General features: G+C 73.5%; 25 protein-coding genes and 1 tRNA gene. 15 read left to right on the forward strand and 11 right to left on the reverse strand.

All coding sequences use genetic code 11. From position 1 onward, the window contains the following. Positions 1–39: 39 nt before the first annotated feature. From ACIP5M_RS01175 to ACIP5M_RS01195, 5 genes are all read right to left on the reverse strand, one after another. Positions 40–1,071 (reverse strand): WxL protein peptidoglycan domain-containing protein, encoded by a 1,032-nt coding sequence (locus ACIP5M_RS01175; RefSeq protein ID WP_401190586.1) that lies wholly within the window; start codon positions 1,069–1,071, stop codon positions 40–42. 84 nt (positions 1,072–1,155) lie between these two features. Beyond that, complete coding sequence (locus ACIP5M_RS01180) at positions 1,156–2,451, reverse strand: hypothetical protein (protein ID WP_401190588.1); 1,296 nt, start codon at positions 2,449–2,451, stop codon at positions 1,156–1,158. A 200-nt stretch (positions 2,452–2,651) separates the two neighbouring features. Beyond that, positions 2,652–3,824, reverse strand: coding sequence for a S8 family peptidase (locus tag ACIP5M_RS01185; RefSeq protein ID WP_401190590.1), 1,173 nt, complete (start codon positions 3,822–3,824; stop codon positions 2,652–2,654). Between the two features lie 122 nt (positions 3,825–3,946). After that, entirely contained in the window at positions 3,947–4,375 is a 429-nt protein-coding gene (locus ACIP5M_RS01190; protein WP_401190592.1) for a GNAT family N-acetyltransferase, read from the reverse strand. Between the two features lie 101 nt (positions 4,376–4,476). Continuing rightward, on the reverse strand, positions 4,477–5,199 hold the full coding sequence (locus tag ACIP5M_RS01195; protein WP_401190594.1) for a 4'-phosphopantetheinyl transferase family protein: 723 nt from the start codon (positions 5,197–5,199) through the stop codon (positions 4,477–4,479). A gap of 69 nt (positions 5,200–5,268) precedes the next feature. Between ACIP5M_RS01195 and ACIP5M_RS01200 the strand changes: the two genes are divergently transcribed. Continuing rightward, positions 5,269–6,039 carry an alpha/beta fold hydrolase gene (locus tag ACIP5M_RS01200; RefSeq protein ID WP_401190596.1) on the forward strand — a complete coding sequence of 257 codons (771 nt, stop codon included), beginning with the start codon at positions 5,269–5,271 and terminating at the stop codon, positions 6,037–6,039. 15 nt (positions 6,040–6,054) lie between these two features. On the opposite strand, the gene ACIP5M_RS01205 is transcribed toward ACIP5M_RS01200, so the two are convergent. Next, complete coding sequence (locus ACIP5M_RS01205; protein ID WP_401190598.1) at positions 6,055–6,585, reverse strand: hypothetical protein; 531 nt, start codon at positions 6,583–6,585, stop codon at positions 6,055–6,057. Positions 6,586–6,762: 177 nt separating this feature from the next. On the opposite strand from ACIP5M_RS01205, the gene sigJ reads away from it, so the two are divergent. From sigJ to ACIP5M_RS01220, 3 genes are all read left to right on the forward strand, one after another. Further along, positions 6,763–7,707, forward strand: coding sequence for an RNA polymerase sigma factor SigJ (sigJ, locus tag ACIP5M_RS01210; protein WP_401190600.1), 945 nt, complete (start codon positions 6,763–6,765; stop codon positions 7,705–7,707). Positions 7,708–7,787: 80 nt separating this feature from the next. Beyond that, entirely contained in the window at positions 7,788–8,978 is a 1,191-nt protein-coding gene (locus ACIP5M_RS01215) for an NAD(P)/FAD-dependent oxidoreductase (RefSeq protein ID WP_401190602.1), read from the forward strand. 93 nt (positions 8,979–9,071) lie between these two features. Next, entirely contained in the window at positions 9,072–9,578 is a 507-nt protein-coding gene (locus ACIP5M_RS01220; protein WP_401190604.1) for a phospholipase, read from the forward strand. A 10-nt stretch (positions 9,579–9,588) separates the two neighbouring features. Here ACIP5M_RS01220 and ACIP5M_RS01225 read toward each other — a convergent pair whose 3' ends face one another. Then, the gene (locus tag ACIP5M_RS01225) at positions 9,589–10,881 is read right to left on the reverse strand and encodes a phosphoribosyltransferase family protein (RefSeq protein WP_401190606.1); all 1,293 of its coding nucleotides are present in this window, start codon (positions 10,879–10,881) and stop codon (positions 9,589–9,591) included. A gap of 144 nt (positions 10,882–11,025) precedes the next feature. On the opposite strand from ACIP5M_RS01225, the gene ACIP5M_RS01230 reads away from it, so the two are divergent. Together ACIP5M_RS01230 and ACIP5M_RS01235 are read left to right on the forward strand one after the other, a co-directional pair. After that, on the forward strand, positions 11,026–11,445 hold the full coding sequence (locus ACIP5M_RS01230; RefSeq protein ID WP_401190608.1) for a helix-turn-helix transcriptional regulator: 420 nt from the start codon (positions 11,026–11,028) through the stop codon (positions 11,443–11,445). Between the two features lie 10 nt (positions 11,446–11,455). Further along, a complete protein-coding gene (locus ACIP5M_RS01235) occupies positions 11,456–11,869 on the forward strand; it encodes a VOC family protein (RefSeq protein WP_401190610.1) in 414 nt (137 codons plus the stop codon). A gap of 127 nt (positions 11,870–11,996) precedes the next feature. Here ACIP5M_RS01235 and ACIP5M_RS01240 read toward each other — a convergent pair. Next, positions 11,997–12,072 (reverse strand) — tRNA-Arg (locus tag ACIP5M_RS01240). Positions 12,073–12,406: 334 nt separating this feature from the next. Between ACIP5M_RS01240 and ACIP5M_RS01245 the strand changes: the two genes are divergently transcribed. The 5 genes from ACIP5M_RS01245 to ACIP5M_RS01265 all read left to right on the forward strand — a co-directional run bounded on the left by ACIP5M_RS01245 (position 12,407) and on the right by ACIP5M_RS01265 (position 19,406). Beyond that, positions 12,407–14,065 (forward strand): dynamin family protein, encoded by a 1,659-nt coding sequence (locus ACIP5M_RS01245; RefSeq protein WP_401190612.1) that lies wholly within the window; start codon positions 12,407–12,409, stop codon positions 14,063–14,065. A gap of 4 nt (positions 14,066–14,069) precedes the next feature. Further along, complete coding sequence (locus ACIP5M_RS01250; RefSeq protein ID WP_401190614.1) at positions 14,070–15,905, forward strand: GTPase; 1,836 nt, start codon at positions 14,070–14,072, stop codon at positions 15,903–15,905. Positions 15,906–16,003: 98 nt separating this feature from the next. Beyond that, positions 16,004–16,411, forward strand: coding sequence for a single-stranded DNA-binding protein (locus ACIP5M_RS01255; protein ID WP_401190616.1), 408 nt, complete (start codon positions 16,004–16,006; stop codon positions 16,409–16,411). Between the two features lie 254 nt (positions 16,412–16,665). Further along, entirely contained in the window at positions 16,666–17,814 is a 1,149-nt protein-coding gene (locus ACIP5M_RS01260) for a thioester domain-containing protein (protein WP_401191819.1), read from the forward strand. 107 nt (positions 17,815–17,921) lie between these two features. After that, a complete protein-coding gene (locus ACIP5M_RS01265; RefSeq protein WP_401190618.1) occupies positions 17,922–19,406 on the forward strand; it encodes a bifunctional phosphatase PAP2/diacylglycerol kinase family protein in 1,485 nt (494 codons plus the stop codon). Here ACIP5M_RS01265 and ACIP5M_RS01270 read toward each other — a convergent pair. Then, positions 19,384–19,725 carry a hypothetical protein gene (locus ACIP5M_RS01270; protein WP_401190620.1) on the reverse strand — a complete coding sequence of 114 codons (342 nt, stop codon included), beginning with the start codon at positions 19,723–19,725 and terminating at the stop codon, positions 19,384–19,386. The genes ACIP5M_RS01265 and ACIP5M_RS01270 overlap by 23 nt on opposite strands. Positions 19,726–20,053: 328 nt before the next feature. Here ACIP5M_RS01270 and ettA point away from each other — a divergent pair, with 328 nt between their 5' ends. From ettA to ACIP5M_RS01285, 3 genes are read left to right on the forward strand one after another with little or no spacing between them, the layout of a single operon-like run. Beyond that, the gene (gene ettA / locus ACIP5M_RS01275) at positions 20,054–21,718 is read left to right on the forward strand and encodes an energy-dependent translational throttle protein EttA (RefSeq protein WP_401190622.1); all 1,665 of its coding nucleotides are present in this window, start codon (positions 20,054–20,056) and stop codon (positions 21,716–21,718) included. 10 nt (positions 21,719–21,728) lie between these two features. After that, entirely contained in the window at positions 21,729–22,184 is a 456-nt protein-coding gene (locus tag ACIP5M_RS01280) for an acyl-CoA thioesterase (protein WP_401190624.1), read from the forward strand. Then, entirely contained in the window at positions 22,181–22,894 is a 714-nt protein-coding gene (locus tag ACIP5M_RS01285) for a hypothetical protein (protein ID WP_401190625.1), read from the forward strand. The genes ACIP5M_RS01280 and ACIP5M_RS01285 overlap by 4 nt, the downstream gene beginning before the upstream one ends. Positions 22,895–22,918: 24 nt before the next feature. Here ACIP5M_RS01285 and ACIP5M_RS01290 read toward each other — a convergent pair whose 3' ends face one another. Further along, positions 22,919–23,323 carry a globin gene (locus tag ACIP5M_RS01290; protein WP_401190627.1) on the reverse strand — a complete coding sequence of 135 codons (405 nt, stop codon included), beginning with the start codon at positions 23,321–23,323 and terminating at the stop codon, positions 22,919–22,921. A 111-nt stretch (positions 23,324–23,434) separates the two neighbouring features. On the opposite strand from ACIP5M_RS01290, the gene ACIP5M_RS01295 reads away from it, so the two are divergent. After that, positions 23,435–24,439: a methyltransferase domain-containing protein gene (locus ACIP5M_RS01295; RefSeq protein ID WP_401190629.1), complete on the forward strand. Its 1,005-nt coding sequence runs from the start codon at positions 23,435–23,437 to the stop codon at positions 24,437–24,439. A gap of 12 nt (positions 24,440–24,451) precedes the next feature. On the opposite strand, the gene ACIP5M_RS01300 is transcribed toward ACIP5M_RS01295, so the two are convergent. Further along, positions 24,452–25,447 (reverse strand): FHA domain-containing protein, encoded by a 996-nt coding sequence (locus ACIP5M_RS01300; RefSeq protein ID WP_401190631.1) that lies wholly within the window; start codon positions 25,445–25,447, stop codon positions 24,452–24,454. Positions 25,448–25,473 lie beyond the last annotated feature (26 nt).

Below are 25,473 nucleotides of genomic sequence, written 5' to 3' on the forward strand. Positions count from 1 at the left end.
CGTCCGGCCGGGTGCCGTCACCCGGGACGACTTCGCCGCTCAGTGGGTCCGGGCCAGGTGCCGTTCCGCATCGGGCCGGTCCGCCGCGGGCTGCCGTCGGCGCCGCCGCAGCACCAGCAGCGCCGTGCCCGCACCGGTCAGCACCAGGACCAGTCCGACGGCCGGCCACGGCACGGCGACGAAGTCCGTCGCGGATTCGGTGACCAGCTCGGGGTGTGCGGTGGCTCCCGCCCGGATGCGCACGGTCACCCAGTCCGACTGGGGGGCGTCCGGCCAGGGTTCGGTCAGCTCGATCCGCTGACCGGGCAGCAGCGACAGTTTCAGTTCGCGGGCGGGCCGCTTCAGCACCTCGCGCCCGAACAGGCCCTCGGCAGAAACCGTCACCTTCGGCTCGATGACCACGTTGCCCCGGTTGACCAGCGCGTACGAGATCGTGGCGCGGGCGTCCTCGACCCAGGGCAGCAGCGGCGCCGACCGGCTGACCCGTACGTCCTCCACGCTCAGCCCCGGGGTCAGCGGCCCCGGCACCCGGAAGTAGAGGCGGGCGCCCACCGAGCGCTTCACCCCGACCTGGACCTTGCCCTCCTGCTGCACGCCCTCCACGGCGGTGTTGAGGGCGACGATCCCGCCGACGTGGTCACCGGGCGTCGCGTCCGCCGGGACCTTCACGGTGAACGGGACGTCCTTGCGGCCCTTGGCCGGGACGGTGACGGTGGTCGCGGTGTCCGGCGGCAGCGTGATCCACGCGCCGACGTCCTTGGGTTTCGTCTCCACCGGCAGCAGCGCGAAGGCGCCGCCCGCGGGGGTGTTCACGGCGTCGGTGGCGAAGACCTGGAAGGTGAGGTCCTTGTCGGAGGAGTTCAGGATCGTCGCGCTGTCGCTGACGGTGGTCCCGGCCGCCCCCTGGTGGAAGAAGTAGCCGCGGTCGGTCATCGGCGCACCGGCCGGGGGCGTGGGGAAGACCCCCCAGGTGCCGTTGTCGGCGGCCGTCGCGGGGGCGGCGATCAGCAGGCCCGCGCCCAGCAGCAGGCCGGTGAGCAGACCGAAGAACGGAGAGGTGCGGGTGCGCATGGGGGTTCTCCCGTCGGCACGGAAAGGGGCGAGGGGTGGTGCGGCGCCGGCGCGCCGCACCACCCGGAGCACGGGCCGTACGGATCAGGCGATCGAGAAGGTCACGACCGTCTGGTAGGTGTCGGCGAACATGAACGCCGGGAGCTGGATCATCCCGGCTCCGCCGACGGCGAACTCACCACCGGTCAGTTCCTCCCCGCCGGCCGCCTGGGAGGCGATCTTCATCGGGGTGTCGGAGATGGCGCCCGGTGTACCGGCGGTGCAGGTGCTCGGGCTGTCCGCGTTGGTGACGGCGCAGGAGGGCTGGATGCCGATCTGCGCCTTCGCCATCGAATGGCCCGTGGCCGTGTTCAGGAACGGCGTACGGGTCGCCGTCACGTCCCAGCCGAGCGATCCGCCGCGGAAATCCTGGACGGACATCGCGGTGAACTGGCCCACCACGGACTGGGGCTTGCCGTTGATGGTCACCTTGCCGAAGCTGACGGCGGGGTTGCCGCCCTGCGGGCCGATGGCCAGCGGACCCGGCAGCACCTCGACGTCGACCGGGTTCTGGACGCCGGGCTGGTCCTCGAGGTAGACGAAGGCCTTCCCCCCGCCGGTCGAACCGTCGATCTTGATCTCGTCGGCCTTCTTGGTGACCGTGAGGTTGCAGGTCGCGACGCCGGAGGCGTCGGCCGTGCCCGTACCGGTGTCACCGGTGGCCGCGCCCGCGAGCAGCGCGCCACAGCTCACCGGTCCCGCCGGGAAGTTGGCGCCGGTGACGACGACGGCGGTCCCCGCCTTGCCGCTGTTGGGCGTCACCTTGGTCGTCGTCGGCACCTTGGGTACGGCGGCCACGGCCACCGAACCGACCGAGGCACTCGGGCGCGGATCGGGCGTACAGGTGGTCGTGTAGACCGTGCCGCCCAGGTCGGCGTCCGTGATGATCTGGTCGATCGTGACCTGGATGGTGGTGCCCTCGGTGCCGTCCGGGATGGTGACGGTCCCGCTGAAGGCAGGGGGATCGGCCTTCTTGTTCGCCTCTTGGTGGCTCGGTGTGGCGGGGCTGGTCACGGTCTGGGCGACGCCGCCGACGATCAGCTTGGCCTTGATCGTGTTCACGGTGTCGATCGTGAACATCGGGACGACCGGGGTCTCGCCCGGATCGATCGTGATGGGCACGACGTCCCCGGCCTTCGCACCGTCGGGGAGGGTGACCGTGAAGTCCTGGTTGCCGTTGGCTCCCGGCTGCGGCGCCGGGGCGACGCACTTCACGAACACGGGCGTGGTCTTGGTCGCGGCCTGGGCCGTCCCCGCCATGCCCATGACGCCGCCGGTCAGGGCCAGGGACAGCGCGCCCGCCCCGGCCAGCACTCTTCGTCCGAGCGTTCTCGTACTCACTGGGTCGCGACTCCTTCGTCATGACGAACCCCTCCCCCCACCCGCTGTGTGGGGGAGGTCGAGCCGGTGCGGTGGCCGACATTGACGCTTCGCCGTGATGAGAAGTCAATGACTTGTTTTCGCCCGAAGCACACAGAAATTGATGGGCCATCAGAGGCAGTCTGATGGCCCATCGGATACCGACTGGTTGGTGACCGGACTCAGCGGTCGGTGGGGAGGTGCAGCAGGAGGTTGGGCGTGCCGGCCGGGAGCGCCGTGATCCGGCCGCGTACGGAGCTGCGTACCAGCGCCTCGGACACCTGGGCGGGGGTCTTCGCCGTGCCGTCCGCCAGGATGAGCGCGGCGACACCGGCCACGTGCGGGGAGGCCATGGAGGTGCCGGAGGACCGGGCCAGGGCGGTGCGCGAGCCCCTCCAGGCCGAGACGACGCCCACGCCGGGCGCCGAGAGGTCCACGCAGCGGCCGTGGTTGGAGAACGGTGCCCGGCGGTCCTCGGCGTCGGTGGCGCCGACCGTGATGGCCGCGGGGACGACGGCCGGGGACACGGTGCAGGCGTCCTTGCCGTCGTTGCCGGCGGCGACGGTGACGGTGATCCCGGCGGCGACCGCCCGGGCCACCGCCGCTTCGAGGGCGCGGCTGCGGGTGCCGCCCATGCTCATGTTCGCGACGGCAGGGGTACCGGGGGCCTTGGCGGCGTCCTTCACCATCCAGTCGAGGCCGCCGACCATGTCCGACAGCGTCCCGTCGCCGCGGCAGTCGGCCACCTTCACGGCGACGAGGGAGACGCCCTTGGCGACCCCGTACGTCTGCCCGCCCACGGTCGCCGCGACGTGCGTGCCGTGGCCGTTGCAGTCGCCGGAGGTCCCCGGCCACACGGCGTTGTGGCCGGTGCGGGCGCGGCCGCCGAACTCCCGGTGGCGCACGTTGATCCCGGTGTCCAGGACGTAGACGGTGACGCCCTCGGCCTTCGCGCCGTACGTGTACGAGCCGTCGAGCGGCAGCTCGCGCTGGTCGATCCGGTCCAGCGGCCAGGGCGCCTGGGGCTGCGTGTCGGCGATGCGGAACGGCGCGTCCGGCTCCACGGAAGCCACCCGGGGGTCGGCGGCCAGGGTGGCGGCGCGGGCGGCGGTGGTGCGGACGGCGAAGCCGTGCAGGGCGGCGTCGTAGACGGCCCGGACCTCGTCGCCGGCCTCCGCGGCCTCGGCGGCCACGGCGCGGGTCGGGGCGCGGGAGGTGGTGTCCTTCAGGACGACGACGTAGGGGGCGGTGGGGTGTTCGGCTTCGGTGGCGTCGGGGTGCGGCGGCAGGGCGGCGGCCGTGGTGGCGGCCGCGAGGAGGGCGGCGGCGGGGAGCAGTGCGGTCAGTGCGGTCATGCGGCCGATGCTGGGCGAACGCCGCCGCGGGCGCGCGGAGGGTGCGCCGAGTGGGCGCACGACACGCCGCCGCGGGGGCTACGGGGTGGCGGCCGCAGGCAGGGCCGGGCGGGGGCGCAGGGTCAGGGAGCTGCGGCTTCCGGGGCGATGGGCCAGCCGCGCATCGCGAAGAGGCCCTCGTCGCGGGCGCCCGCGGAGGCGTAGGTGGCCAGGGCCGCCTCGTTGTCGGTGTCGACCCCCACCCACATGCCGTAACAGCCGCGCGACTCCGCCTCGAAGGCCAGGGCCAGGGCCAGAGCCCGGCCGATCCCGCGGCGGCGGTAGCCCTCGTCCACGGAGAGCTCGTACAGGCACATCTCGGTGCCCTTGTCGGGGTGGCTCATCTCGACGCCGGTGACCATGCCGGCGGGCACGCCGTCGACGTAGGCGATGAGCATGACGTGCCCCGGCGAAGCGAGGAAGCGGGCGGACCACTCCTCGCGGGCGGGCCCGTCGAAGAGGCCCTCGGCGGCTGCGATCTCGGCGGGGGTGACGGCCCGGCGGATGTCCATGGCGGCCACGATAAGGCCGGGAGGGCGGGGAGACGGGGTGGATTTCCGGCGCGGCGTGGCGGGCGACGACCGAGCCGGTACGGCGTCCCTTCGGGGCGCCCCTAGGACACCCCGGCGCCGGGCCGCCCGGTAGCGACGGCCAGGGCCGCCGCATAGCCGGCGGGGGCCGGAAGGTCCGTCAGGGTCCAGCCGGGGACGGAGGCCGGGGTGGGGGCGGAACCGACGTAGGGGTCGGCCAGACCGTTGGCCAGTCCGGCGCCGGTGGCCTTCAGGCAGGCCTCCTTGCGGGCCCAGACGCGGGCGAGGCCCGGCCGGCGGTCCGGGTCGGGCAGGGCGCCCAGTTCGGCGGTCTCCGCCGGGTGCAGGAGGGGCAGTACGTCCGCCACGGCTTCGGCGCCCGGTACCTCCTCCACGTCGACGCCCACCGGCACCCCGGCGAAGGCCAGGTAGGCCAGGTTCCCGCTGTGCGAGAGGGAGAAGTGGACGCCGCCGCCGGCCACGGCGGGGCGGCCGTGCGGGCCGCCGCAGCCCGGGCAGTCCTCCCGGACCAGGACGACCTCCTGCGGAGCCAGCCCCAGGTAGCCGCCGAGCAGCACGCGCAGCCCGAGGTGCGAGGCGAGGTAGCGCTGCCGGTCGGCGGGGCGCAACAGTGCCTCGGCCCGCTGCCGTTCGGCCGCGTCCAGCACGGCCGCGGCCGCGCCCACCGGGTGGCCTCCGACCACGTCCAGGGTGGTGTCCAGGGACCACACCGCCGCGGCGGCGGCCCCGGGGGCCGCTCCGGTCCGCGGTGCGCCGCCGCCGAGCTGGTTCACGTACTCGATCACCTGACCGAGCGTATCTCCCGCGGTGCTGCCTATCCTCGTCCCCTCGACGACGACGAGGGGGGAGCGAACGTGCGAAGTGCCGCCGTCACCGCGGAAGGTGACCGGATCCGATGGGTCGAGCTGCCGGGGGAGGAACCGGCCCGCGTGTACGTGCACGGCCTCGGGGCCAGTGCGCCGGCCTACTTCGCGGCGAGCGCGGTCCATCCGCTGCTGGCGGGACGGCGCTCGCTGCTGATCGACCTGCTCGGCCACGGGCACAGCGACCGGCCCGAGGCGTTCGGCTACACCCTTGAGGAACACGCCGACGCGCTGGCCGCCGCCCTCGCCGAAGCCGAGGTGGAAGGCGCCGAGGTGATCGGGCACAGCATGGGCGGCGCCGTGGCCATCGTGCTCGCCGCCCGGCACCCCGCCCTGGTCTCCCGGCTGGTGCTCGTCGACGCCAATCTGGACCCGCAGCCCTGCCTCCCCGGAACCGCGGGAAGCAGCGGCATCGCCTCCTACAGCGAGGAGGAGTTCCTCGCCGGCGGCTGGCAGGAGGTGCGCGACCGGGCCGGCGCGCACTGGTGGGCCACGATGCGGCTGGCGGGCCGGACGGCCCTGTACCGCAGCGCGGTTCACCTCGCGGCGGGTACGCAGCCCACCATGCGCGAGCTGTTGCTGGAGCTGAAGGTTCCGCGCACCTTCCTGCTCCCCGAGGCCGACGGCCCGCTCCCGGGAACCGACGCCCTGGAGGCGGCGGGCGTGACCGTGGTGGCCCTCCCCGACTGCGGCCACAACATCATGCTCGACAACCCGGACGGCTTCGCCCGGGCCACGGCGACAGCCCTGGCCCGCGGCTAGCGGGTCCCTTGCGAATCAGGGCCGGGCACCCCCCAGTGCGCTGACCGGCACGCCGTCCCGCTTCCCCGCGCCCGGGGACGGGGTGCCGTCGGTCCAGGCGTAGACCCGCTTTCCGCGCACCGCGACCTGGTACTGGTGGACGTCCCGGCACTCGGTCCGCTCCTCGGCCCGCAGGCCGTCGTGCGGCCACCACGTGGCCCCCAGGTCCGGGCCGACGACCCGCTTCGGCGGCCCGGCGGTGCACTGCGGGCCGTCGAGCGGGGTCGCCCCCAGCGTGAACCGGATCAGCTTGGACTCGCCGGTGGTGCGCACCCGTATGCGGACGTCGGTGGCGTCCTTGGGTATCCAGGACGGCAGGACGAAGGGCACGTCCCCGCGCGTGGGGGCGTCGGCGGCGGTCGCGAAGCGCCGCCCCTTCTCCTTGAACACCCGGGCGTTGACCATGTCGGTGACCGGGTTGGGCGGGAGGTTGGGCAGCGCGAAGGCGGCGGTGGCGAGGAGGCCCACACCGGCTGCGGCGATCACGAACGGACGGCGGCGGTTCATGCCCCAAGTCTCGGCGGCGGCGCCGTCATCGCGCGTCCCTCCCCGGTACGAATCGGAACTCTGCCGCAGGTATCACACGGCCTCATACCTGAGAGCCAGCCGGGCCCGCACCGCGCACCGCAAGCCCACCACGGGCCGGGGTGGACGGGGCCCGCGAACATGGCCGATCATGACGGGATGTCGCTCCGCACGTACGAGGCCGATCTGTTCGAGAACTCCAGGGGCCGCCTGGAGGCGATCGCCTACCGCCTGCTGGGGTCGGCCGGTGACGCGGAGGACGCGGTGCAGGACACGTACCTGCGGTGGCACGCGGCGGACCGGGAGCTGATCGAGACGCCCGAGGCGTGGCTGACTAAGGTGCTCACCAACCTCTGCCTCAACCAGCTCACTTCGGCGCGCGCCCGGCGCGAGACGTACGTGGGGCAGTGGCTTCCGGAGCCGGTCCTCGCCGGCGACAGGATGCTCGGGCCGGCCGACACCGTGGAGCAGCGCGAGTCGGTCTCCCTCGCGGTGCTCACCGTCATGGAGCGGCTGTCGCCCAACGAGCGCGTGGTGTACGTGCTGCGCGAGGCGTTCGGGTACGCGCACCGCGAGATCGCGGAGATCCTCGACCTCACCGAGTCGAACTGCCAGCAGATCTACCGGCGTGCCAAGCAGCACGTCGCCGGCGACCGGGCCCGCACCGAGGTCGACGCGGTCACCGCGGGGAAGGTCGTCGAGGAGTTCCTCGCCGCGGCGCTCAGCGGCGACACCGAGCCGCTGATCCGGCTGCTCACCGGCGACGCGGTGGCCGTGGCCGACGGTGGTGACCGGGTGCCGGCCCGCAGGACGCCGGTCCTCGGTGCGCTCGGCATCGCCCGGTACCTGCGTGGCCTGTTCCGCCGGACCGACGCCAAGCGGGCGCAGGTCGGCGGCAACGCCGCCCTGCACGCCGCCGTCGTCAACGGCGGCCCGGCCGTGCTGGTCGAGGCCGGCGGGCAGGTGGTCGGCGTCATCTGCCTCGAGGCGACGCCCGACGGCGTCGGGGCGGTCCGCATCCAGGTCAATCCCGAGAAACTGGAACGCATGACGCGCCAGTGGGCGGCCACCGGCCCGCATCACCCCCTCGCACAGATGTGGTGACCCACATCACATTCGTTTCATGTCAGGGATCGTTCGGCTGTCCGGTTCAGGAGGCGAGTCCAACCGGATAGGAGCGAGCCATGAAGCACCGCATTGTCGTCCTGGGAGCCGGGTACGCCGGAGCCATCGCCGCCGGTCGCCTCGCCAGGCGCCTGCACCGCGACGACGTGGAGATCACCCTGGTCAACGGCGACCCGCTGTTCGTCGAGCGGGTACGCCTGCACCAGCTCGCGAGCGGCCAGGATCTGCCGCGCCGGCCCCTGCGCGACGTCTACGCGGGCAGTGGCGTGCGGTTCCGGCAGGCATGGGTCACCGCGGTCGACGCGGACCGCAAGACCGTCGACGTCACCACCGAGCACGGCGCCGAGACCCTCGGATACGACACCCTCGTCTACGCCCTCGGCAGCACCGCCGCCGACCACGGCGTCCCCGGTGTCGCCGAGTACGCCCACGACCTCGCCGGGAAGCAGGGCGCGCTGCGACTGCGGGCGCGCCTGGGCGAGCTGGCGCCGGGCGGGACCGTACTGGTCGTGGGCGGCGGACTGACCGCGATCGAGGCGGCCACCGAGATCGCCGAGGCCCGGCCGGACCTCGAGGTCGCCATCGCCGCACGCGGGGGCGTCGGGGACTGGCTCAGCGAAAAGGCCCAGCGCCACCTGCGCGGCGCCTTCGACCGGCTCGGCATCACGCTCCACGAGCGGGCCGACATCACGCGCGTCGAAGCGGACGGCGTGGTCACCGGTGCGGCCGGGAGGATTCCGGCGCAGCTGACCGTGTGGACCGCCGGTTTCACCGTCCACCCGATCGCGGCCGCCACCACCCTGGAGGTGTCCGACACCGGGCGGATCGTCGTCGACGGCACCATGCGCTCGGTTTCGCACCCCGACGTGTACGCCGTCGGCGACGCCGCGATCGCCGAAGGAGCGGGCGGCAAGCCGCTGCGGATGTCCTGCGCCACGGCGACCCCGATGGCGTGGGAGGCCGCCGACGCCCTCGCCGCGCGCCTGACCGGCCGCAAGGTTCCCCAGACCACCATCGGCTATGCCAGCCAGTGCATCAGCCTCGGCCGGCGCGACGCGATCGTCCAGCGCGTGACCCACGAAGACGAGGTCACCTCCACCGTCATCACGGGCCGGACCGGCGCCCGCATCAAGGAGCTGATCTGCGCGGCCACGGTCTGGAGCGTCGCCCACCCGACCATGATGCTGCCGAGCCGCCGCCGTCACCTCGCGGCGAGCACCGCAGCGGAGATGCGCCTCGTCACCCAGTGACCCGGCGGCAGCAGGGGGAGTTGGGGAGGGGGAATCCGCCCGGGCGGATTCCCCCTCCCCAACTCGCCCCCGTCCCCGGCCCCGAGGAATTCCATGCCCCGCCGTGCCGTCCGCCGTGCCACTCGTCCTGCTGCCCGTCCCGCCGCCCCTCGTCTCCTCCCCGCCGTCGCCTCGGCGGCCGCGGCCGTGGTGCTCGCCCTGGCTCCGGCCGCCGACGCCTCCGCGGCGCCCGCCGACAAGCCGCTGGTGCTGAGCCGGTGGACGCAGACCGGCGCCGCCAGCTACCGGGCTTGGGCCGAGGCGCGCGAGCACCGGGACAGCTGGGCCGCGTACGGCTTCGACTGGTCGACGGACTACTGCACGACCTCCCCGGACAACCCCTTCGGTTTCCCCTTCCGGCTGGCCTGCGCACGCCATGACTTCGGATACCGCAACCACCGCGCGGCAGGCCTGTTCCCGGCCGCCAAACCCCGGCTGGACGAGGCCTTCCACGCCGACCTCCGCAGGGTCTGCGCGGCGTACTCGGGTACGCGCAAGGCCTCGTGCGACAGCACGGCGTGGACGTACTACCAGTCCGTGAGGCTCCTCGGGATCTCCTGAGCCCTGCGGGTCACAGGTGGTGGGCGAACCAGTGGCGCGCGAGGTCGGCGACCTCGTCCAGGGCTCCCGGTTCCTCGAAGAGGTGGGTGGCGCCCGGGACGACCTCCAGCCGGTTCTCGCAGCGGCGCAGCTCCTGCTGCGCCTGCCGGTTGAGTTCGAGCACCGTCCTGTCGCGGCCGCCCACGATGAGCAGGGTGGGCGCCCGTACGCCGGCGAGCCGCTGCGCCGCGAGGTCGGGCCGGCCGCCGCGGGAGACGATGGCGCCGATGCGGTTGTCCTCCTCCGCGGCCGCCCACAGTGCGGCAGCGGCGCCGGTGCTGGCCCCGAAGTAGCCGATCGGGAGGGACTCGCGGGCGCGCATCCAGCGCGTGGCGTCCGCCAGCCGCCCGGCCAGGACCTCGATGGCGAACACGTTCGCCCGGTCGGTCTCCTCGGCCGGTGTGAGCAGGTCGAAGAGCAGGGTTCCGAGGCCCGCCCGGTTCAGTACGGCCGCCACCGCGCGGTTGCGCGGGCTGCGCCGGCTGCTGCCGGAACCGTGCGCGAACATGACCACCGCGCGGGTGCCCGCGGGCAGGGCGAGGTCCCCGGCGAGCGCGACCCCGCCGGCATCCACCTCCACCTCGGCCTCGGCCTCCCGCCCGGTACCGGTGTCCGAGGGGGAACCGGCCCGCGCCGCGGCCCGCGCCAGCAGGTCGACGACCTCCTCGTCCGGGGTCTGGGAGAAGTCCTGGTACCACTCGCCGACGGCCGAGAAGGCGCGCGGCGTGGTCAGACAGATCACCTCGTCCGCCTCCGTGCGCAGCCACGCCACCGCGTCCGGCGGAGCCACCGGTACGGCCAGCACCACGCGGGCGGCGCCCATCGCCCGCACCACCTCGCACGCGGCGGCGGCGGTGGCGCCGGTCGCGATCCCGTCATCGACCACGATCACCGTCCGGCCGGCGGGATCGACCCGCGGACGGCCCTCGCGGAACTTCAGGGCCTGCCGGGCGAGCACCTTCTCCTCGGCGCGTTCGACCGCCGCCAGGTCCTCCTCCCGGACCCCGCTGCGGCGGGCGATGTCCTCACTGATCACCCGTACGCCACCCTCGCCGATGGCCCCGAATCCCAGCTCGCGGTGGTAGGGGACGCCGAGCTTGCGGACCACGATCACGTCGAGCGGCGCCCCGAGGGCCTGGGCCACCTCGAAGGCCACCGGAATGCCCCCGCGCGGCAGCCCCAGAACGACGGGGCTCTCCCCCTTCAGGTGACGGACCGCCTCGGCGAGACGCCGCCCGGCGTCGACGCGATGAGTGAACTGCACGAGGGGTTCACCCCCCAGACGGGTGGAAACAGGGGACCACGCACGCACCTGATTCCACGCAACCCCCTCACCGGTCCCCCCGCAACTCGGGACCGGGCGCCCGCGCGGGGGCCGGGTCCGCGCCCCCTGTGGGATGGTGGTCGGGTGACGTTGGAGGACCTCGTCCGGCTGCGCCGGGCCCGTGACCAGATGGACCGCGACTACGCGCTGCCGCTCGACGTGCCGGCGCTGGCGCGTACGGCCCTCATGTCGGCGGGGCACTTCTCCCGCAGCTTCCGAGCCGCCTACGGCGAGACGCCGTACAGCTACCTCATGACACGGCGGATCGAGCGGGCCAAGGCCCTGCTGCGGCGGGGCGACCTGACCGTGACGGAGGTCTGCTTCGAGGTCGGCTGTACCTCGCTGGGGTCCTTCAGCTCGCGGTTCACGGAACTGGTCGGCGAGAGCCCGAGCGCGTACCGGGCCCGCAGCCACGACGAGAGCGCCGCCATCCCGCCCTGCGTCGCCAAGATCCACACGCGACCGGTCAGGAACGGAGAAGCGAAGGCCACACCCGGCCCCTAGCGTGGAGCGCATGGACATCAAGCTCTCGCAGTGCTTCATCGCCGTCGACGACCACGACAAGGCGCTCGCCTTCTACCGGGACGTACTCGGTCTGGAGGTGCGCAACGACGTCGGATTCGAGGGGATGCGGTGGGTCACCGTCGGCGCGCCCTCGCAGCCCGACGTGAACATCGTCCTCGAACCGCCGCTCGCCGACCCGAACGCCTCCGCCGCCGACAAGGAGGCCATGGCGGAACTCCTGGCGAAGGGCCTCCTGCGCGCCGTCATCTTCAGTACCGAGGACTGCGACGCCACCTTCGAGCGCATCCGCGCGGCGGGTGGCGAGGTGCTCCAGGAGCCGGTCGACCAGCCGTACGGGGTCCGCGACTGCGCCTTCCGCGACCCGGCGGGGAACATGCTCCGCTTCACCCAGGCGCGCAGGTAGCCGAAGCGCCCGCCGCCCGGCTCCGTACGGGTGTGCGGCTCTTACGGCAGTGCTACAGCGCGCTCGCTAGGGTGCTTCGGACCTGCGCAAAAGCCCTCCCGGTGGGAGGGCTTCGAGGGTGAAGGTGTGGTGCCCCCGGCAGGACTCGAACCTGCGGCCAAGTGCTTAGAAGGCACCTGCTCTATCCACTGAGCTACGGGGGCCGGAAGGTGGCCCTGGTGGGCCTGGAGCCCCTTGGTGGGGGTGGGACTGTGGATCCGTGCCGGGTCAAGGATAGGGCTCCGGTTGCCTTGTCCCGGTTGCTTCACTCGCGTGACACGATGTGGAGGTTCGGTGAAGCGGTCCCGATAATCGCAGGCAGGTGCGATTCTCGCATCGCTTTTGCGCCGCGGCGCCCTGGGTGTTGTGCACTCGTTATGCCTGCGCCCCACTAGTCCGCTGTGTCCACGATGTCCCGCTGGAGTCGCGGTCGGCGCGCAGAGGACGTATAAGCTTCAAAAATGGTCCTAAATTGGGCATTCTTCGCATGTGGTGACCTTGGATGTTCGGCCTCAGCTGCTCGATGCCCTGTCCGCCCTGCGCGACCGGGTCGCGTCCGTGCGTCTGCCGCTGCCCCTGCCCGGTGCTCCGCGCGCCCGCCAGACCAGAGCAGAGCTGCTCGCACAGCTCGATGACTACCTCGTACCCCGGCTGAAGGCGCCCGAGGCGCCGATGCTCGCCGTCATCGGCGGGTCCACCGGAGCCGGCAAGTCCACCCTCGTGAATTCACTCGTCGGGCGACAGGTCAGCGAGGCCGGAGTGCTGCGTCCCACGACGCGCACGCCGGTGCTCGTCTGCCATCCGGACGATCACCACTGGTTCGCCGGAATGCGGGTGCTGCCCGACCTCATGCGGGTCTGGGTGCCGCACGGAGAGGAGGACGCGCTGTCCGACGCCCCGTCACGGTCCCGCGACCGGGGCCACGCCGGCGGCCGCGGAAACGGCCGCGGCGGAGCCCGGGGGAGCGGATCGGGCCACGCGAGCCGTGAGATGCGGATCGAGACGGTCTCCACCCTGCCGCGCGGACTCGCCATCCTCGACGCCCCCGACATCGACTCCCTCGTCGTCGAGAACCGGACACTGGCCGCCCAGCTCATCTGCGCGGCCGACGTCTGGGTCATGGTCACCACCGCCTCGCGGTACGCCGACGCCATCCCCTGGCACCTGCTGCGCACCGCCAAGCAGTACAACGCCACCCTCATCACCGTCCTCGACCGCGTCCCCCACCAGGTGCTCGCCGAGGTCTCCCGGCAGTACGGGGCCCTGCTCACCCGGGCCGGGCTGGGCGACGTACCCCGCTTCACCGTCCCGGAACTCCCCGAATCGGCCGGCGGCGGCGGGCTGCTTCCCGCCAGCGCCGTCGCGCCGCTCTACGCCTGGCTCGCCCACCACGCGCAGGACCCCGCCGCCCGCCAGTACGCCGTCGGCCGGACCGCCCTGGGCGCACTCGACTCGCTGCGGCGCCGGATGCCCGAACTCGCCTCCGCCGTCGCCGCCCAGCACGCCGCGGCCGTACGGCTGACCACGGCCGTCGAAGACGCGTACAAGCGGGAGGGCAGGCGGGTCCGCAACCGGCTCGACCAAGGCGCGGTACTGGCCGGCGACGCGCTGACCCGGTGGCGCGGCTACCCCCTCGACACCACCGCCGACGAACTCCTTGACTCCCTCGCCGAGTCGCTCGCCGCGCTCCTCCAGTGCGCTGTCGCCGCCGCCGACGAGCGGATCGCCGAATGCTGGCGCCGCGAGCCGGCCGCCGGAGCCGTACCCCTGCCCGTGACCGACCGCGAGGCGGGCGAACGCATCGGCATGGCCGTACGGCGCTGGCGGCGCGTGCTGGAGGAACTCGCCGAGGAGGAGGTCGCCCGCTCCGACCGGCAGCCGCCACCCGACCCCGACGGGATCGCGGCCCTGCTCGTCGCCGCCCTCCTCGGCGGCAAGCGGGCCCGGCCCGCCGGCGAGAAACTTGCCGAACGGATCGGCGCCCAAGCCGCCCTGCGCCTGCGCGACCGGGGCGGGGAACTGGTCGGCGAGCACCTCGACGAGGTGCTGCGCGCCGAACGCGACCGCCGGCTCGCCCCGCTGGAAGCACTCGAAGTGACCCCGGAACCACAGGCCGAACTGATTGCCGCGCTGTCCGTACTGCAGAAGGAGAGGTGACGCGGTGACCGCCCTGACCGACCGCGCCGACGACCGCTGGGACGACGGACTCATCGCGCGCTCCCGTCCCCGCCCCCCGGGGAACGGCGAGGACGAGGAGGGCGACGAGAACGACGAGGCGCTCGTACGGGCCGTCTCCGGCGCCGGCAGCGACGGCGGCAAGGCGACCGCGCCCCCGCTCAGCCCCGAGGGCCGGGCCCTGCGCGCACGCCTCGACGCGCTGCGCCAGCTGGTCGGACTGTCCCGGACCCGCCTCGACGGCAAGACCCTCGCCGAGGCGGGCCGCGTCCTGGACGAGGCGGCCGCGCGGCGCGGGCTGTCACCGCAGCACACGGTCGTCGCGATCGCCGGAGCCACCGGAAGCGGCAAGTCCACCCTCTTCAATTCACTCGCCGGAGTACAGATTTCCGAGACCGGCCTGCGCCGCCCGACCACCGCGGCACCCATCGCGTGCAGCTGGTCGGACGGGGCGGCCGGACTGCTGGACCGCCTGGAGATCCCGGGCCGGCTGCGGCGCCGGCCCCGCGAGACCGCGGAGGCGGAGGCGCTGCGCGGCATGGTCCTCGTCGACCTGCCCGACCTGGACTCGGCGGTCGGCGCGCACCGCGAGCACGTGGACCGAGTACTGGCCCTGGTCGACGCGGTGGTGTGGGTGGTGGACCCGGAGAAGTACGCGGACGCCGTCCTCCACGAGCGGTACCTGCGGCCGCTGGCCGGGCACGCGGAGGTCACCTTCGTCGTCCTGAACCAGGTGGACCGGCTGCCCGGGGAGTCCGCCGACCTCGTGCTGGACGACCTGCGGCGGCTGCTGGACGAAGACGGCATCGCGCTCAGCGAGCACGGCGAGCCGGGGGCCACCGTGCTCGGACTGTCCGCGCTCACCGGCGAGGGCGTCGGTGAACTGCGCGAGCTCCTCGCACAGTTCACCCAGGAGAAGGGCGCCGCGACCCGGCGGATCTCCGCCGACGTCGACCGGGCCGCCCTGCGCCTGCGCCCGCTGTACGTCGCGGACGGGCACGCCGGGCCGGAGATCGGGGAGGCGGCGCGCGCCGAGTTCGAGGACCGGCTCGCCGAGGCGGTCGGGGCGTACGCGGCCGGGCTCGCGGCCGAGCGGGCCTGGCGGCGCAATGCCGGAAAGGCGTGCGGGACGCCCTGGCTGCGGCTGTGGCGGTGGTACGAGAGCCGCCGCGCGCCGCGCACGCTGGCGGGCCTGGCCGCTCTCGCGGTGATCGGCGGGCGGGGCACTGCGGCCGCCGAACCGCCCGTCGAGGCGGAGGTGACCGCACGTCAGCGGGTGGAACAGGCCGTACGGGCGGTCGCCGAGGAGGCGGCCACCGGCCTGCCCGAGCCGTGGGCGCAGGCGGTACGGGAGACCGCGGTGCGCGGCGCCGAAGGCCTCCCGGAGGCGCTGGACGAGCTGGCGGTGACCATCGGGGCGGCCGTCGCGGTGCCCGGCGTCAAACCGCCGCGGCCCGCGTGGTGGCCGGCGGCGGTGCTGGGACAGGCGGCCATGACGCTGCTCCAGATCTACGGCGGACTGTGGCTGGTCGGGCAGATCGTCGGGGTCATGGAGCCGAAGCTGCTGCCGCCGGTGCTGCTGATGGTGGCGGGCATCGTCGGCGGGCCGCTGGTGGAGTGGGCCTGCTCGATCGCCGCCCGGGGACCGGCGCGCAGGTACGGGCAGGACGCGGAGCGCAGGCTGCGGCAGGCGGCGGCCGGATGCGGGCGGGCCCGGGTGCTGGAGCCGGTCGCGGCGGAGCTGCTGCGCTACCGGGAGGTCCGCGACCAGTACGCGGCGGTGGCCGCAGGGGGGAGCCGGTTGTCCACAACCCGCCGGTAATCCACAGGCCGGAGCGGGATCCGGCGGCCGGCCCCAGCATGGTGCGTACCTCGTGCGGATGGTCCGTACGGGCGCGACATGCGGGGGAGGCGACCGGGATGAACGACACCCAGGTGACGCTGGTGGGGTACGTGGCGACGCAGATCGACTACAAGGAGACGGTCAGCGGACCGTCGGCGAGGTTCCGGTTCGCCGTGACGCCGCGGTACTTCGACCGGCGCAAGGAGGCCTGGACCGACGGGTCCACCAGCTTCTACACCGTGTGGGCGCGGCGCACCCTCGCCGTGAACCTCGCCGGGTCCGTATCGGTCGGCGAACCCCTGGTGGTGCACGGGCGGTTGCGGGTCAGGGAGGACCCGCCCGACGGAGAGGGCAACCGGTGGTTCTCGGCGGACATCGAGGCGACCGCCATCGGACACGACCTCAATCGGGGGACGGCGGCCTTCCGGCGGGTCGTCAAGACGGATACGCCACTGATGACCACTCAGAAGGCGGCGGTGGTCTGAGTGTTCGAGGCGGTTAGGATTCCCCGGTACTCACGGGCACCTGGGTCTTTGGCCCGAAGGGGAAGACTGTGTCGATTGCCGTTCCCGCATCCTCCGCTCCTGATCCCGCTCCTGCCGCTCCGCGCTCCACTTCTCATCCCGCGCCTCGTCCCGACTCTCGTCCCGCCTCTCGTTCCGTTCCTCGGGCGGTTCCTCCTGCCGTTCCTTCGGCCGTTCCTTCTGCCGGGGCCGTACGGGGCTCCGCGCGCCGCCCGCTGGCGGTGGCGGCCCTGCTCGCCGCGGCCCTCGCGGCCGCGCCCGGCGCACGGGCCGCCACCGGCTCCGATCCGGCGGGACACAGGGCCCCGGAGGGCGCGAGCGCCGTCCTGGACGGGCTCAAGACGTACGGGCAGGCGGTCCTCCACGCCGGGGACGGCTCGGTCCGGCAGATCCCGGCCGGGCTCTACGAGATGCGGGTCGACGGCGGGGGGATGCTCCAGACGTACGGGGTCGGCATCGCGGGCAACGCGCAGCCCCAGGCCCGGTACACCGAGAGCGGGTGGAGCGGCAGCCCGCTGGCCGGCAATGGGCAGGCGGGCCGGATCCGCTGGATCCTTGAGCACTCCTATCCGCAGCTGAACGACCTCGCCGGGCTCGCCAAAGTGGCCGGGGCCGGGGCGCTCACCGCGGAGAGCGCTGCGGCCGGGACCCAGGTGGCGATCTGGCGGCTGGCGGACGGAGTGCGCGTGGAGGCCGCGGACCCGGCCGCGGAGAAGCTGGCCGACTACCTCCAGCGGGAGGCCGGGCAACTGCCGGAGCCGCCGGCTTCGCTGGGGCTGGACCCGGGCGGTGTGTCGGGGGCCGTGGGCACCCGGCTCGGTCCGGTGACCGTGCGGACCGGGGCGCCCAGCGTCTCGGTCATCCCGGACGCGGCGGCCGTCGCGATGGGGGTGCGGGTGGTGGACGCCGAGGGGCGGCCGCTGGAGAGCGCCGTCAACGGCAGCCGGCTGTACTTCGAGGTGCCCGTGGGCACCCCGGACGGGACGGCGTCGGTCACCGTGCAGGGCGCGACCAAGGTGCCGGTCGGGCGGGTCTTCACCAGCGGGGTGCCGGCCCAGGCCCAGATCGTGGCCGGCTCCAGCGAGTCCGCGGCCGCCGCCACGGCCACGGCGGTCTGGCCGCAGCCCCCGCAGGCCCCCGCGGGCACGGCCGGGGAAGCCGCTGCCGGCGCCGGCGCCGTCGCGCTGGGCGCCCAGGCCGCCTCCCTGTCCGAGGACACCCCGGAGGAGGAGCGCCTGGCGACCAGCGGCAGCTCGGCGGCCACCCCGGTCATCGCCTCGCTGGCAGTGGGGCTGGTGGTCCTGGGCGGCCTGGTGGTCCTGCTCCTGCGCAAGCGCCCACAGGACGAGGAGGACCACGGTTAGACGGTCCCTTTCTGATCCCTGCTCCCCCGTCACCTCGCGCGGCGGTACCGAAGAGCAAGATCTGAAAGCCCCCGTCTAGGACCCCCGTTGCCGGGTAGAGGCAGGAAATGGCCGATCAGCAACATCAGCAACTGACCTGGCGCGGGTCGGTGGCACGGTGGGACCGCGCGTTGTTCGACATGGTGGCCCGGCGGCACTGGCCGGGGGCGGACCGGGTGCTGCCCAGGCTCGGGCGGGCCGCGAACCACGGAGTGCTGTGGGGAGGGACCGCCGTGGCGCTCACCGCCTTCGGGTCGGCCCGGGCCCGCAAGGCCGCCCTGCGGGGGATCGCCTCACTGGCGCTGGCGTCCGCGACCATCAACACCGTGGGGAAGTGGTCCGTACGCCGCCCGCGGCCCCTGCTGGACGGGGTGCCCGCGGTGCGGCAGCTGTCGACGCAGCCGCAGACCACCTCCTTCCCGTCCGGGCACTCGGCGTCGGCCTTCGCCTTCACCGCCGGGCTGGCGCTGGAGTCCCCGGGCTGGGGCGCCGTGCTCGCCCCGGTGGCCGCGTCCGTCGCGTTCTCCCGGGTGTACACCGGGGTGCACTACCCCTCCGACGTGGCCGCGGGCGCGGCGCTGGGCGTGGCCGCGGGATTCGTCGTACGCCGGCTGGCACGGGACGCGCAGGAGGCCAGGGTGTCCCCGGGCGACGAGCGGACCGCCGCCGGGGCGCCCGCGCTGCCCGACGGTGCCGGCCTCACCGTGGTGGTCAACACCGGGTCCGGCACGGCCGCGAACGCGGGGCTCGACGTCCTGCGCAGCCGGCTCCCCCGGGCGGAGGTGATCGAGTGCGCGGGGCCGGGGCTGGCCGCCGCCCTGGAGGAGGCCGCCTCCCGGGCCGCCGTGCTCGGGGTCTGCGGCGGCGACGGCACGGTGAACGCGGCCGCCACCGCCGCACTGACGGCCGGACTGCCGCTGGCGGTGTTCCCCGGCGGCACCCTCAACCACTTCGCCCTGGACCTCGGCCTCGGCGGAGCCGAGGACACCTGCCGCGCCGTGGCCGCCGGGCAGGCGGTCCACGTCGGCGTGGGCCGCTTCGCGCCCGGTCCCGAGGGCCGGCCGGGCTACTTCCTGAACAACTTCAGCATCGGCGCCTACCCGGAACTACTGCGCCACCGGCTGCGCTGGAGCCCGCGCATCGGCTCCGGCCCCGCCGCGCTCCTGGCCGCATGGCGGGTGCTGCGCGCCCAGCGGCCCGTACGGCTGCGGCTGGCCGGCCGGCCCCGGAGCGTGTGGCTGCTCTTCGCCGGCAACGGCACCTACCACGGCACCGGCCCCGCCCCGCGCCGCCGCGAGAGCCTCGGCGAGGGCCTGCTCGACGTCCGGCTCGTGCACGGCGGCGGCCGCCCCGGCCCCCGCATGCTCGCCGCGGCCTTGGCGGGCCCGCTGAGCCGTTCCCCGGTCCACGTGGCGACCCGGCTGCGCAGCCTGCGGGTCGGCGACATCCCGCCGGGCACCCCGCTCGCCTACGACGGCGAGTACGCCGACGCTCCGTCCTCCCTCGTCCTCGACGAGCTCCCGGACGCCCTCACGGTCTACCGGCCGCGGTAGGCCGTGCCGGGATCGGGAGCCTCTCCGCCGTGTGATGCACGGCGGAGAGGCTCAACCGGCAGGATCCGGAAGAGACGGGCCCGCCGTGCCGCCCACCCCGAGATCGGCCCGCATGGCCGCGCGCATCCGTACCCAGCGCTACGCCGAGGCCCAGCAGGACCTCCTGGATCTCGGCGAAGGACCCCTCCGGATGCGGATTGCCCTCCTCCAGCCGCAAGATCCGGCTGTAGGCGCCCGCGAGGGTTTGCGCCATGGCGTCCAGCTCCTCCAGGACCGAGTCGGAAGCGATCATCTGGGCCTCTGCGAAGGAGACGTGCATGGCGCCCCGCGCCTCCTCCAGCTCCGTCCGCCGCTGCGCCGTGACAGCTACAGGACCGGCGCGAGCAGGGTGCCCGTCACGCCGACCAGTGCCACCGCCAGCGCCGGCAACGTGTTCCCCATGAAGGCCCTCGACCACCGCGTCCGCCGCTCCGCAGAGCGCATGCCGATGAGCATCGTGCCGCGTGAGGCGGCTGCGCGGAACCCCGTACCGAGGGAGCTCACCGCCCCCGCGTCAGCGTCCCCTGACCTACCCATTCGCCCGCAGGTATGGACGGCTGGCAAGATGGGGTGTATCTGCCCACCATCGATCTGCCGGACGGTTTCTCTTGGCTGAGTTCATCTACACCATGCGCAAGACGCGCAAGGCGCACGGCGACAAGGTGATTCTCGATGACGTCTTCTTGAACTTCCTGCCCGGCGCGAAGATCGGTGTGGTCGGCCCGAACGGCGCCGGCAAGTCCACCGTTCTGAAGATCATGGCGGGCCTGGAGCAGCCCTCCAACGGTGAGGCCTACCTTTCCCCGGGCTACTCCGTGGGCATCCTCATGCAGGAGCCCAAGCTCGACGAGTCCAAGACCGTCCTGGAGAACGTCGAGGACGGCGTCGGCGAGATCAAGGGCAAGCTCAACCGGTTCAACGCGATCGCCGAGGAAATGGCGACGAACTACACCGACGAGCTGATGGAGGAGATGGGCAAGCTCCAGGACGACCTGGACCACGCCAACGCGTGGGACCTCGACGCCCAGCTGGAGCAGGCCATGGACGCCCTGGGCTGCCCGCCCGGCGACTGGCCCGTCACCAACCTCTCCGGTGGTGAGAAGCGCCGGGTGGCCCTCTGCAAGCTCCTGCTGGAGGCCCCCGACCTGCTGCTCCTCGACGAGCCCACCAACCACCTCGACGCCGAGTCGGTGAACTGGCTGGAGCAGCACCTGGCCCAGTACAAGGGCGCCGTCGTGGCCGTCACCCACGACCGCTACTTCCTCGACAACGTCGCCGAGTGGATCCTCGAGCTCGACCGCGGCCGCGCCCACCCCTACGAGGGCAACTACTCCACCTACCTGGAGAAGAAGGCCGAGCGCCTCAAGGTCGAGGGCAAGAAGGACGAGAAGCGCGCCAAGCGCCTCAAGGAAGAGCTGGAGTGGGTCCGCTCCAACGCCAAGGGCCGCCAGGCCAAGTCCAAGGCCCGCCTCGCCCGCTACGAGGAGATGGCGGCCGAGGCCGACAAGATGCGCAAGCTCGACTTCGAGGAGATCCAGATCCCGCCGGGCCCGCGCCTGGGCTCGATCGTGGTCGAGGTCAACAACCTCTCGAAGGCGTTCGGCGACAAGGTCCTCATCGACGACCTGTCCTTCACGCTGCCGCGCAACGGCATCGTCGGCATCATCGGTCCGAACGGCGCCGGCAAGACCACGCTCTTCAAGATGATCCAGGGCCTCGAGACCCCGGACTCCGGCGAGATCAAGGTCGGCGAGACCGTCAAGATCTCGTACGTCGACCAGGGCCGCGCCAACATCGACCCCAAGAAGACCCTCTGGGCGGTCGTGTCGGACGAGCTGGACTACATCAACGTCGGCAACGTCGAGATGCCGTCCCGCGCCTACGTCAGCGCCTTCGGCTTCAAGGGCCCGGACCAGCAGAAGCCGGCCGGCGTCCTGTCCGGCGGTGAGCGCAACCGCCTGAACCTCGCGCTCACCCTCAAGCAGGGCGGCAACCTGCTGCTCCTCGACGAGCCCACCAACGACCTCGACGTCGAGACCCTGGGCTCCCTGGAGAACGCGCTGCTCGAGTTCCCCGGTGCGGCCGTGGTCGTCTCCCACGACCGCTGGTTCCTGGACCGGGTGGCCACGCACATCCTCGCCTACGAGGGCGAGTCCAAGTGGTTCTGGTTCGAGGGCAACTTCGAGTCCTACGAGAAGAACAAGGTCGAGCGGCTCGGCCCGGACGCCACCCGTCCGCACCGTGCCACCTACAAGAAGCTCACCCGAGGCTGAGGTCGCCGTCATGGCCAGACACCACTACCGGTGCCCCCTGCGCTGGTCGGACATGGACTCCTTCGGCCACGTGAACAACGTGGTCTTCCTCCGCTACCTGGAGGAGGCGAGGATCGACTTCATGTTCCGGCTGGCGCCGGGGGAGGGCAGCGAGTCCTTCACGGGCGGGTCCGTCGTGGCCCGCCACGAGATCGACTACAAGCTGCCCCTCGTGCACCGTCACGAGCCGGTGCTCATCGAGTCCTGGGTGACCCGCATAGGCGCCGCGTCCCTGACCATCGGCTACGAGGTCAAGGACGAGGCGACCGAGGACGCGCCCGAGAAGGTCTACGTGCGCGCCTCGACCGTGGTGGTGCCCTACAACCTCGCCGAGGGGCGGCCCCGCCGCATCACGGCCGAGGAGAAGCACTTCCTCGAGAAGTACCTCGACGAGCCCGTGGCCGCCGAAAGGCGCCTCGCGGCATGAACGAGCAGTTGCACTTCGGCGACTCCGGGGAGGCGGCGGACCTCGCCGCCTTCCTGGGCCGGCTGGTGCACTACGACCGCGCCGCCGCAGTCCGCCTCCAGGCGGGCGGCGGCGCGCTCGCCGTCTTCGGACGGCCGCCGTCCTTCGAGGTGCTGGCCATCCGCACGGTGCGGCTCGCCGCGCCCGTCACGGCCCCGCTGGACCTGACGGTCTCCGCCGGCGAACTCCTGGAATCGGTGGACGAGGCCGCGGCCCGCGCCACCGTGCCCGGCGCGGTCACCGGACCGCCCTGGACCGGGGTCCTCCCGCCGCGCGGCGGCTGGCAGCAACTGCCCGGGCTGCCCGGCCCCGAGGCGATACGGGAGGCCGTGTCCGGTGCGGTCGCCGAGTTCCGGGCCCGCGACGAGGCCCTGCCGCCGCAGCACCGGACCCGCTCCGAGCGCGACCGCATCGGCCGCGAGATCTGGTCCCGCACCCTGGGCGGCACCGAACTCCCGCTGCGCGCCGCGCACGCCGCGCAGTCCCTGGGCTTCCTGCGCCCGATACGGTCCACCGTGCCACCCACGGTCCCCGTACCCGGCGCCCCCGACCCGGTGGCCCTGCTCGCCTCCGGGAGCTGGCTGCGCCTGCGCACCCCGTACGGCTCCGTCGCCACCCGCCGCCCCGGCCAGGGCGGCGGCCTGGGCGCCCTCCAGGTCCGCCCGGTCTGAGCCCCGAACCGCTGCCGGAGGTGGCTAGCCCGCGGTGTTGATCATCGAGGCGGCGGCGTACGTCAGGTACTTCCAGAGCTGCGCCTCGTGCTCCGGCGCCAGACCCAGCTCGTCAAGGGCGACCCGCATGTGCTTCAGCCACGCGTCGTGGGCGGCCGCGTCGACCTGGAACGGTGCGTGCCGCATCCGCAGGCGCGGGTGGCCGCGGTGCTCGCTGTAGGTGGTCGGGCCGCCCCAGTACTGCATCAGGAAGAGGGCGAACCGCTCTTCCGCCGGGCCGAGGTCCTCTTCCGGGTACATCGGGCGCAGCAGCGGGTCCTGCGCGACCCCCTGGTAGAAGCGCCGGACGAGGCGGCGGAAGGTCTCCTCGCCGCCCACCTGCTCATAAAAGGTCTGCTCCTGAAGCGTGCCCCGCGGAATCTCATTCACCAGACCATCGTCTCAGACGCCCGGCCCGAGGACCCGGGTCCTAGGACCCCCCACCACCGCGCGGGAACGACCGCGGTCGCACACGGGGACGGCCCGCAGCACAGTGGAGGCATGGGCGCACACACGCCGCGCACGTCCCGCACGGCACACCCCCGGGTGCGGGACCTGCGGGAGACCGCGCACGCCGCCCAGGTGCGGGAGCTGACGGCGGCCGGGGTACTGGAGGACCCGGCCTGGCGGGCGGCCTTCGCGGCCGTGCCCCGGCACCTGTTCGTCCCCTACTTCTGGACCGGCCGCGGCGCCGGCCACGAACGGCTCTGGGAAGAGGACCCGGACCCCGAGCGGCGGGCCCGCTGGCTGCGCGGCGTCTACACCGACACCCCGCTCGCGACGAGGCTGCGCGACGGCCGGCTGGTCTCCTCCAGCAGCCAGCCCTCCCTCATGGCGAAGATGCTGGCCGCGCTCGACGTGCGCGACGGCGACAACGTGCTGGAGATCGGCGCGGGCACCGGATACAACGCCGCTCTGCTCTGCCACCGCCTCGGCGACGGCCTCGTCACCACCGTGGACCTCGACGAGGAGATCACCGAGTCCGCGCGCACGCACCTGGCCCGGCTCGGCTACCACCCGGAGGTGGTCACCGGCGACGGGGCGCGCGGCTGCCCCGCGCGCGCCCCCTTCGACCGGATCATGGTGACGTGCACGCTGCCGCTGATCCCGCACGCCTGGCTCGGCCAGTGCCGGCCGGGGGCGCGGATCCTGGCGCCGCTGTCGACCGGGCTGATCGCGCTCACGGTCCGGGGCCCCGACTTCGCCGAGGGCCACTTCCTGCACACCCCGGCCTACTTCGTCCCGCTGCGCGGAGCCACGGCCGCGCCGTCGCAGGAGCCGGCCGGACTGCCGCCCGGGCTCCCGTACGAGCTGGTGGAGAACGAGCGCTTCCAGTTCATGCTCGTGCTGACCGAGGGCGCACTGCACCCCCGCGAGGCCCTGGACCTGTGGCGCCGCGAGAACCGGCCGGCGCGGGAGCGCTTCGGGGTCACCGTCACCGACGAGGGCCAGTGGTCGTGGCTGGACGACCCCCAGGGCCCGTACGTATGGCCGCTGGGGGGCTAGGGATGTGGGTGGTCAGCCGCGGCGGATGGTGATCGTGGTCCAGGCGCCGACGTGGACCCGGTCGCCGTCGCCGAGCGGAACCGGCACGTAGGGCTGGATCGGCTCCTCGCCGCCGTTGATGGTGGTGCCGTTGGTGGAGTTCTGGTCCACCACCGCCCAGCTGAGGTCGGGCTGCTGGACGAGGACCGCGTGCTGGTGGGAGACGCCCGGGTCCTCCGGGGGCACCGACAGGTCGATGTCGGGGGATTCGCCGGTGGAGGCGCGCCGCCGGCCGATGGTGATCTGGCCGCCGGAGAGCGGGAGGTGCTGCTCCGGGGAGTACGCGGGCAGGTTCAGCCCGGCCGCCTCGGGGCCGCTGCGCTGCATCATCGCCATGAAGTAGGAGCGGTCGGGACCGATGGTCGCGGTCCAGGTGCCGCTCTGGGGCGCGAAGGACTGGTGCTCCTGCCGGGGCGGCTGCTGCTGGTGCTGCTGCGGCTGCTGGTACTCCTGCTGGTACTCCTGGCGCTGCGGCGGCGGGGGCTGCTGCTGGTACCGGGGCTGCTGGGGCGGCTGCTGGTACTCCTGGCGAGGCTCGGGCGCGGGAGGCGGCAGCAGCCAGTCGTCCTCGCGCTGGAGCGGCTCGGCGGCCCGGTTGACCCGGGAGGGCCGCGAGCCCTGGTACTCGAAGTGGTCCTGCGAGTACGCCGGAGGCGTCTGCAACGGCGGCGGCGGAGGAGGCGGCGGCGTGGCGCCGGTCGCGTGCGGGCCGCCGTCGGGGCTGAGCGGCGTGTAGGACGTGGGCGTGCGCGTCAGGAAGTTGTACCGGCACTCCTCGCAGAACGGCGCCATGGCCTCGCGGGGGGTACGGCACTGCGGGCAGAGCTCGGCCTGGGCGGTCGGCTCACCGGCGGTCGGGGGGTAGCCGTAGGAGGGCGCCGGGCGGGCGCCTTCCGGGGCCATGCGGTGGCCGCAGACCTCGCACCAGTCGTCGGAGGCGGACTGGTGCCCGTTCGGGCAGGTCGGCATGGCGGCGCTTCCCCCTTCATCTCCCT

The organism is Streptomyces sp. NPDC088762 (genome assembly GCF_044750905.1).
Classification (GTDB): domain Bacteria; phylum Actinomycetota; class Actinomycetes; order Streptomycetales; family Streptomycetaceae; genus Streptomyces.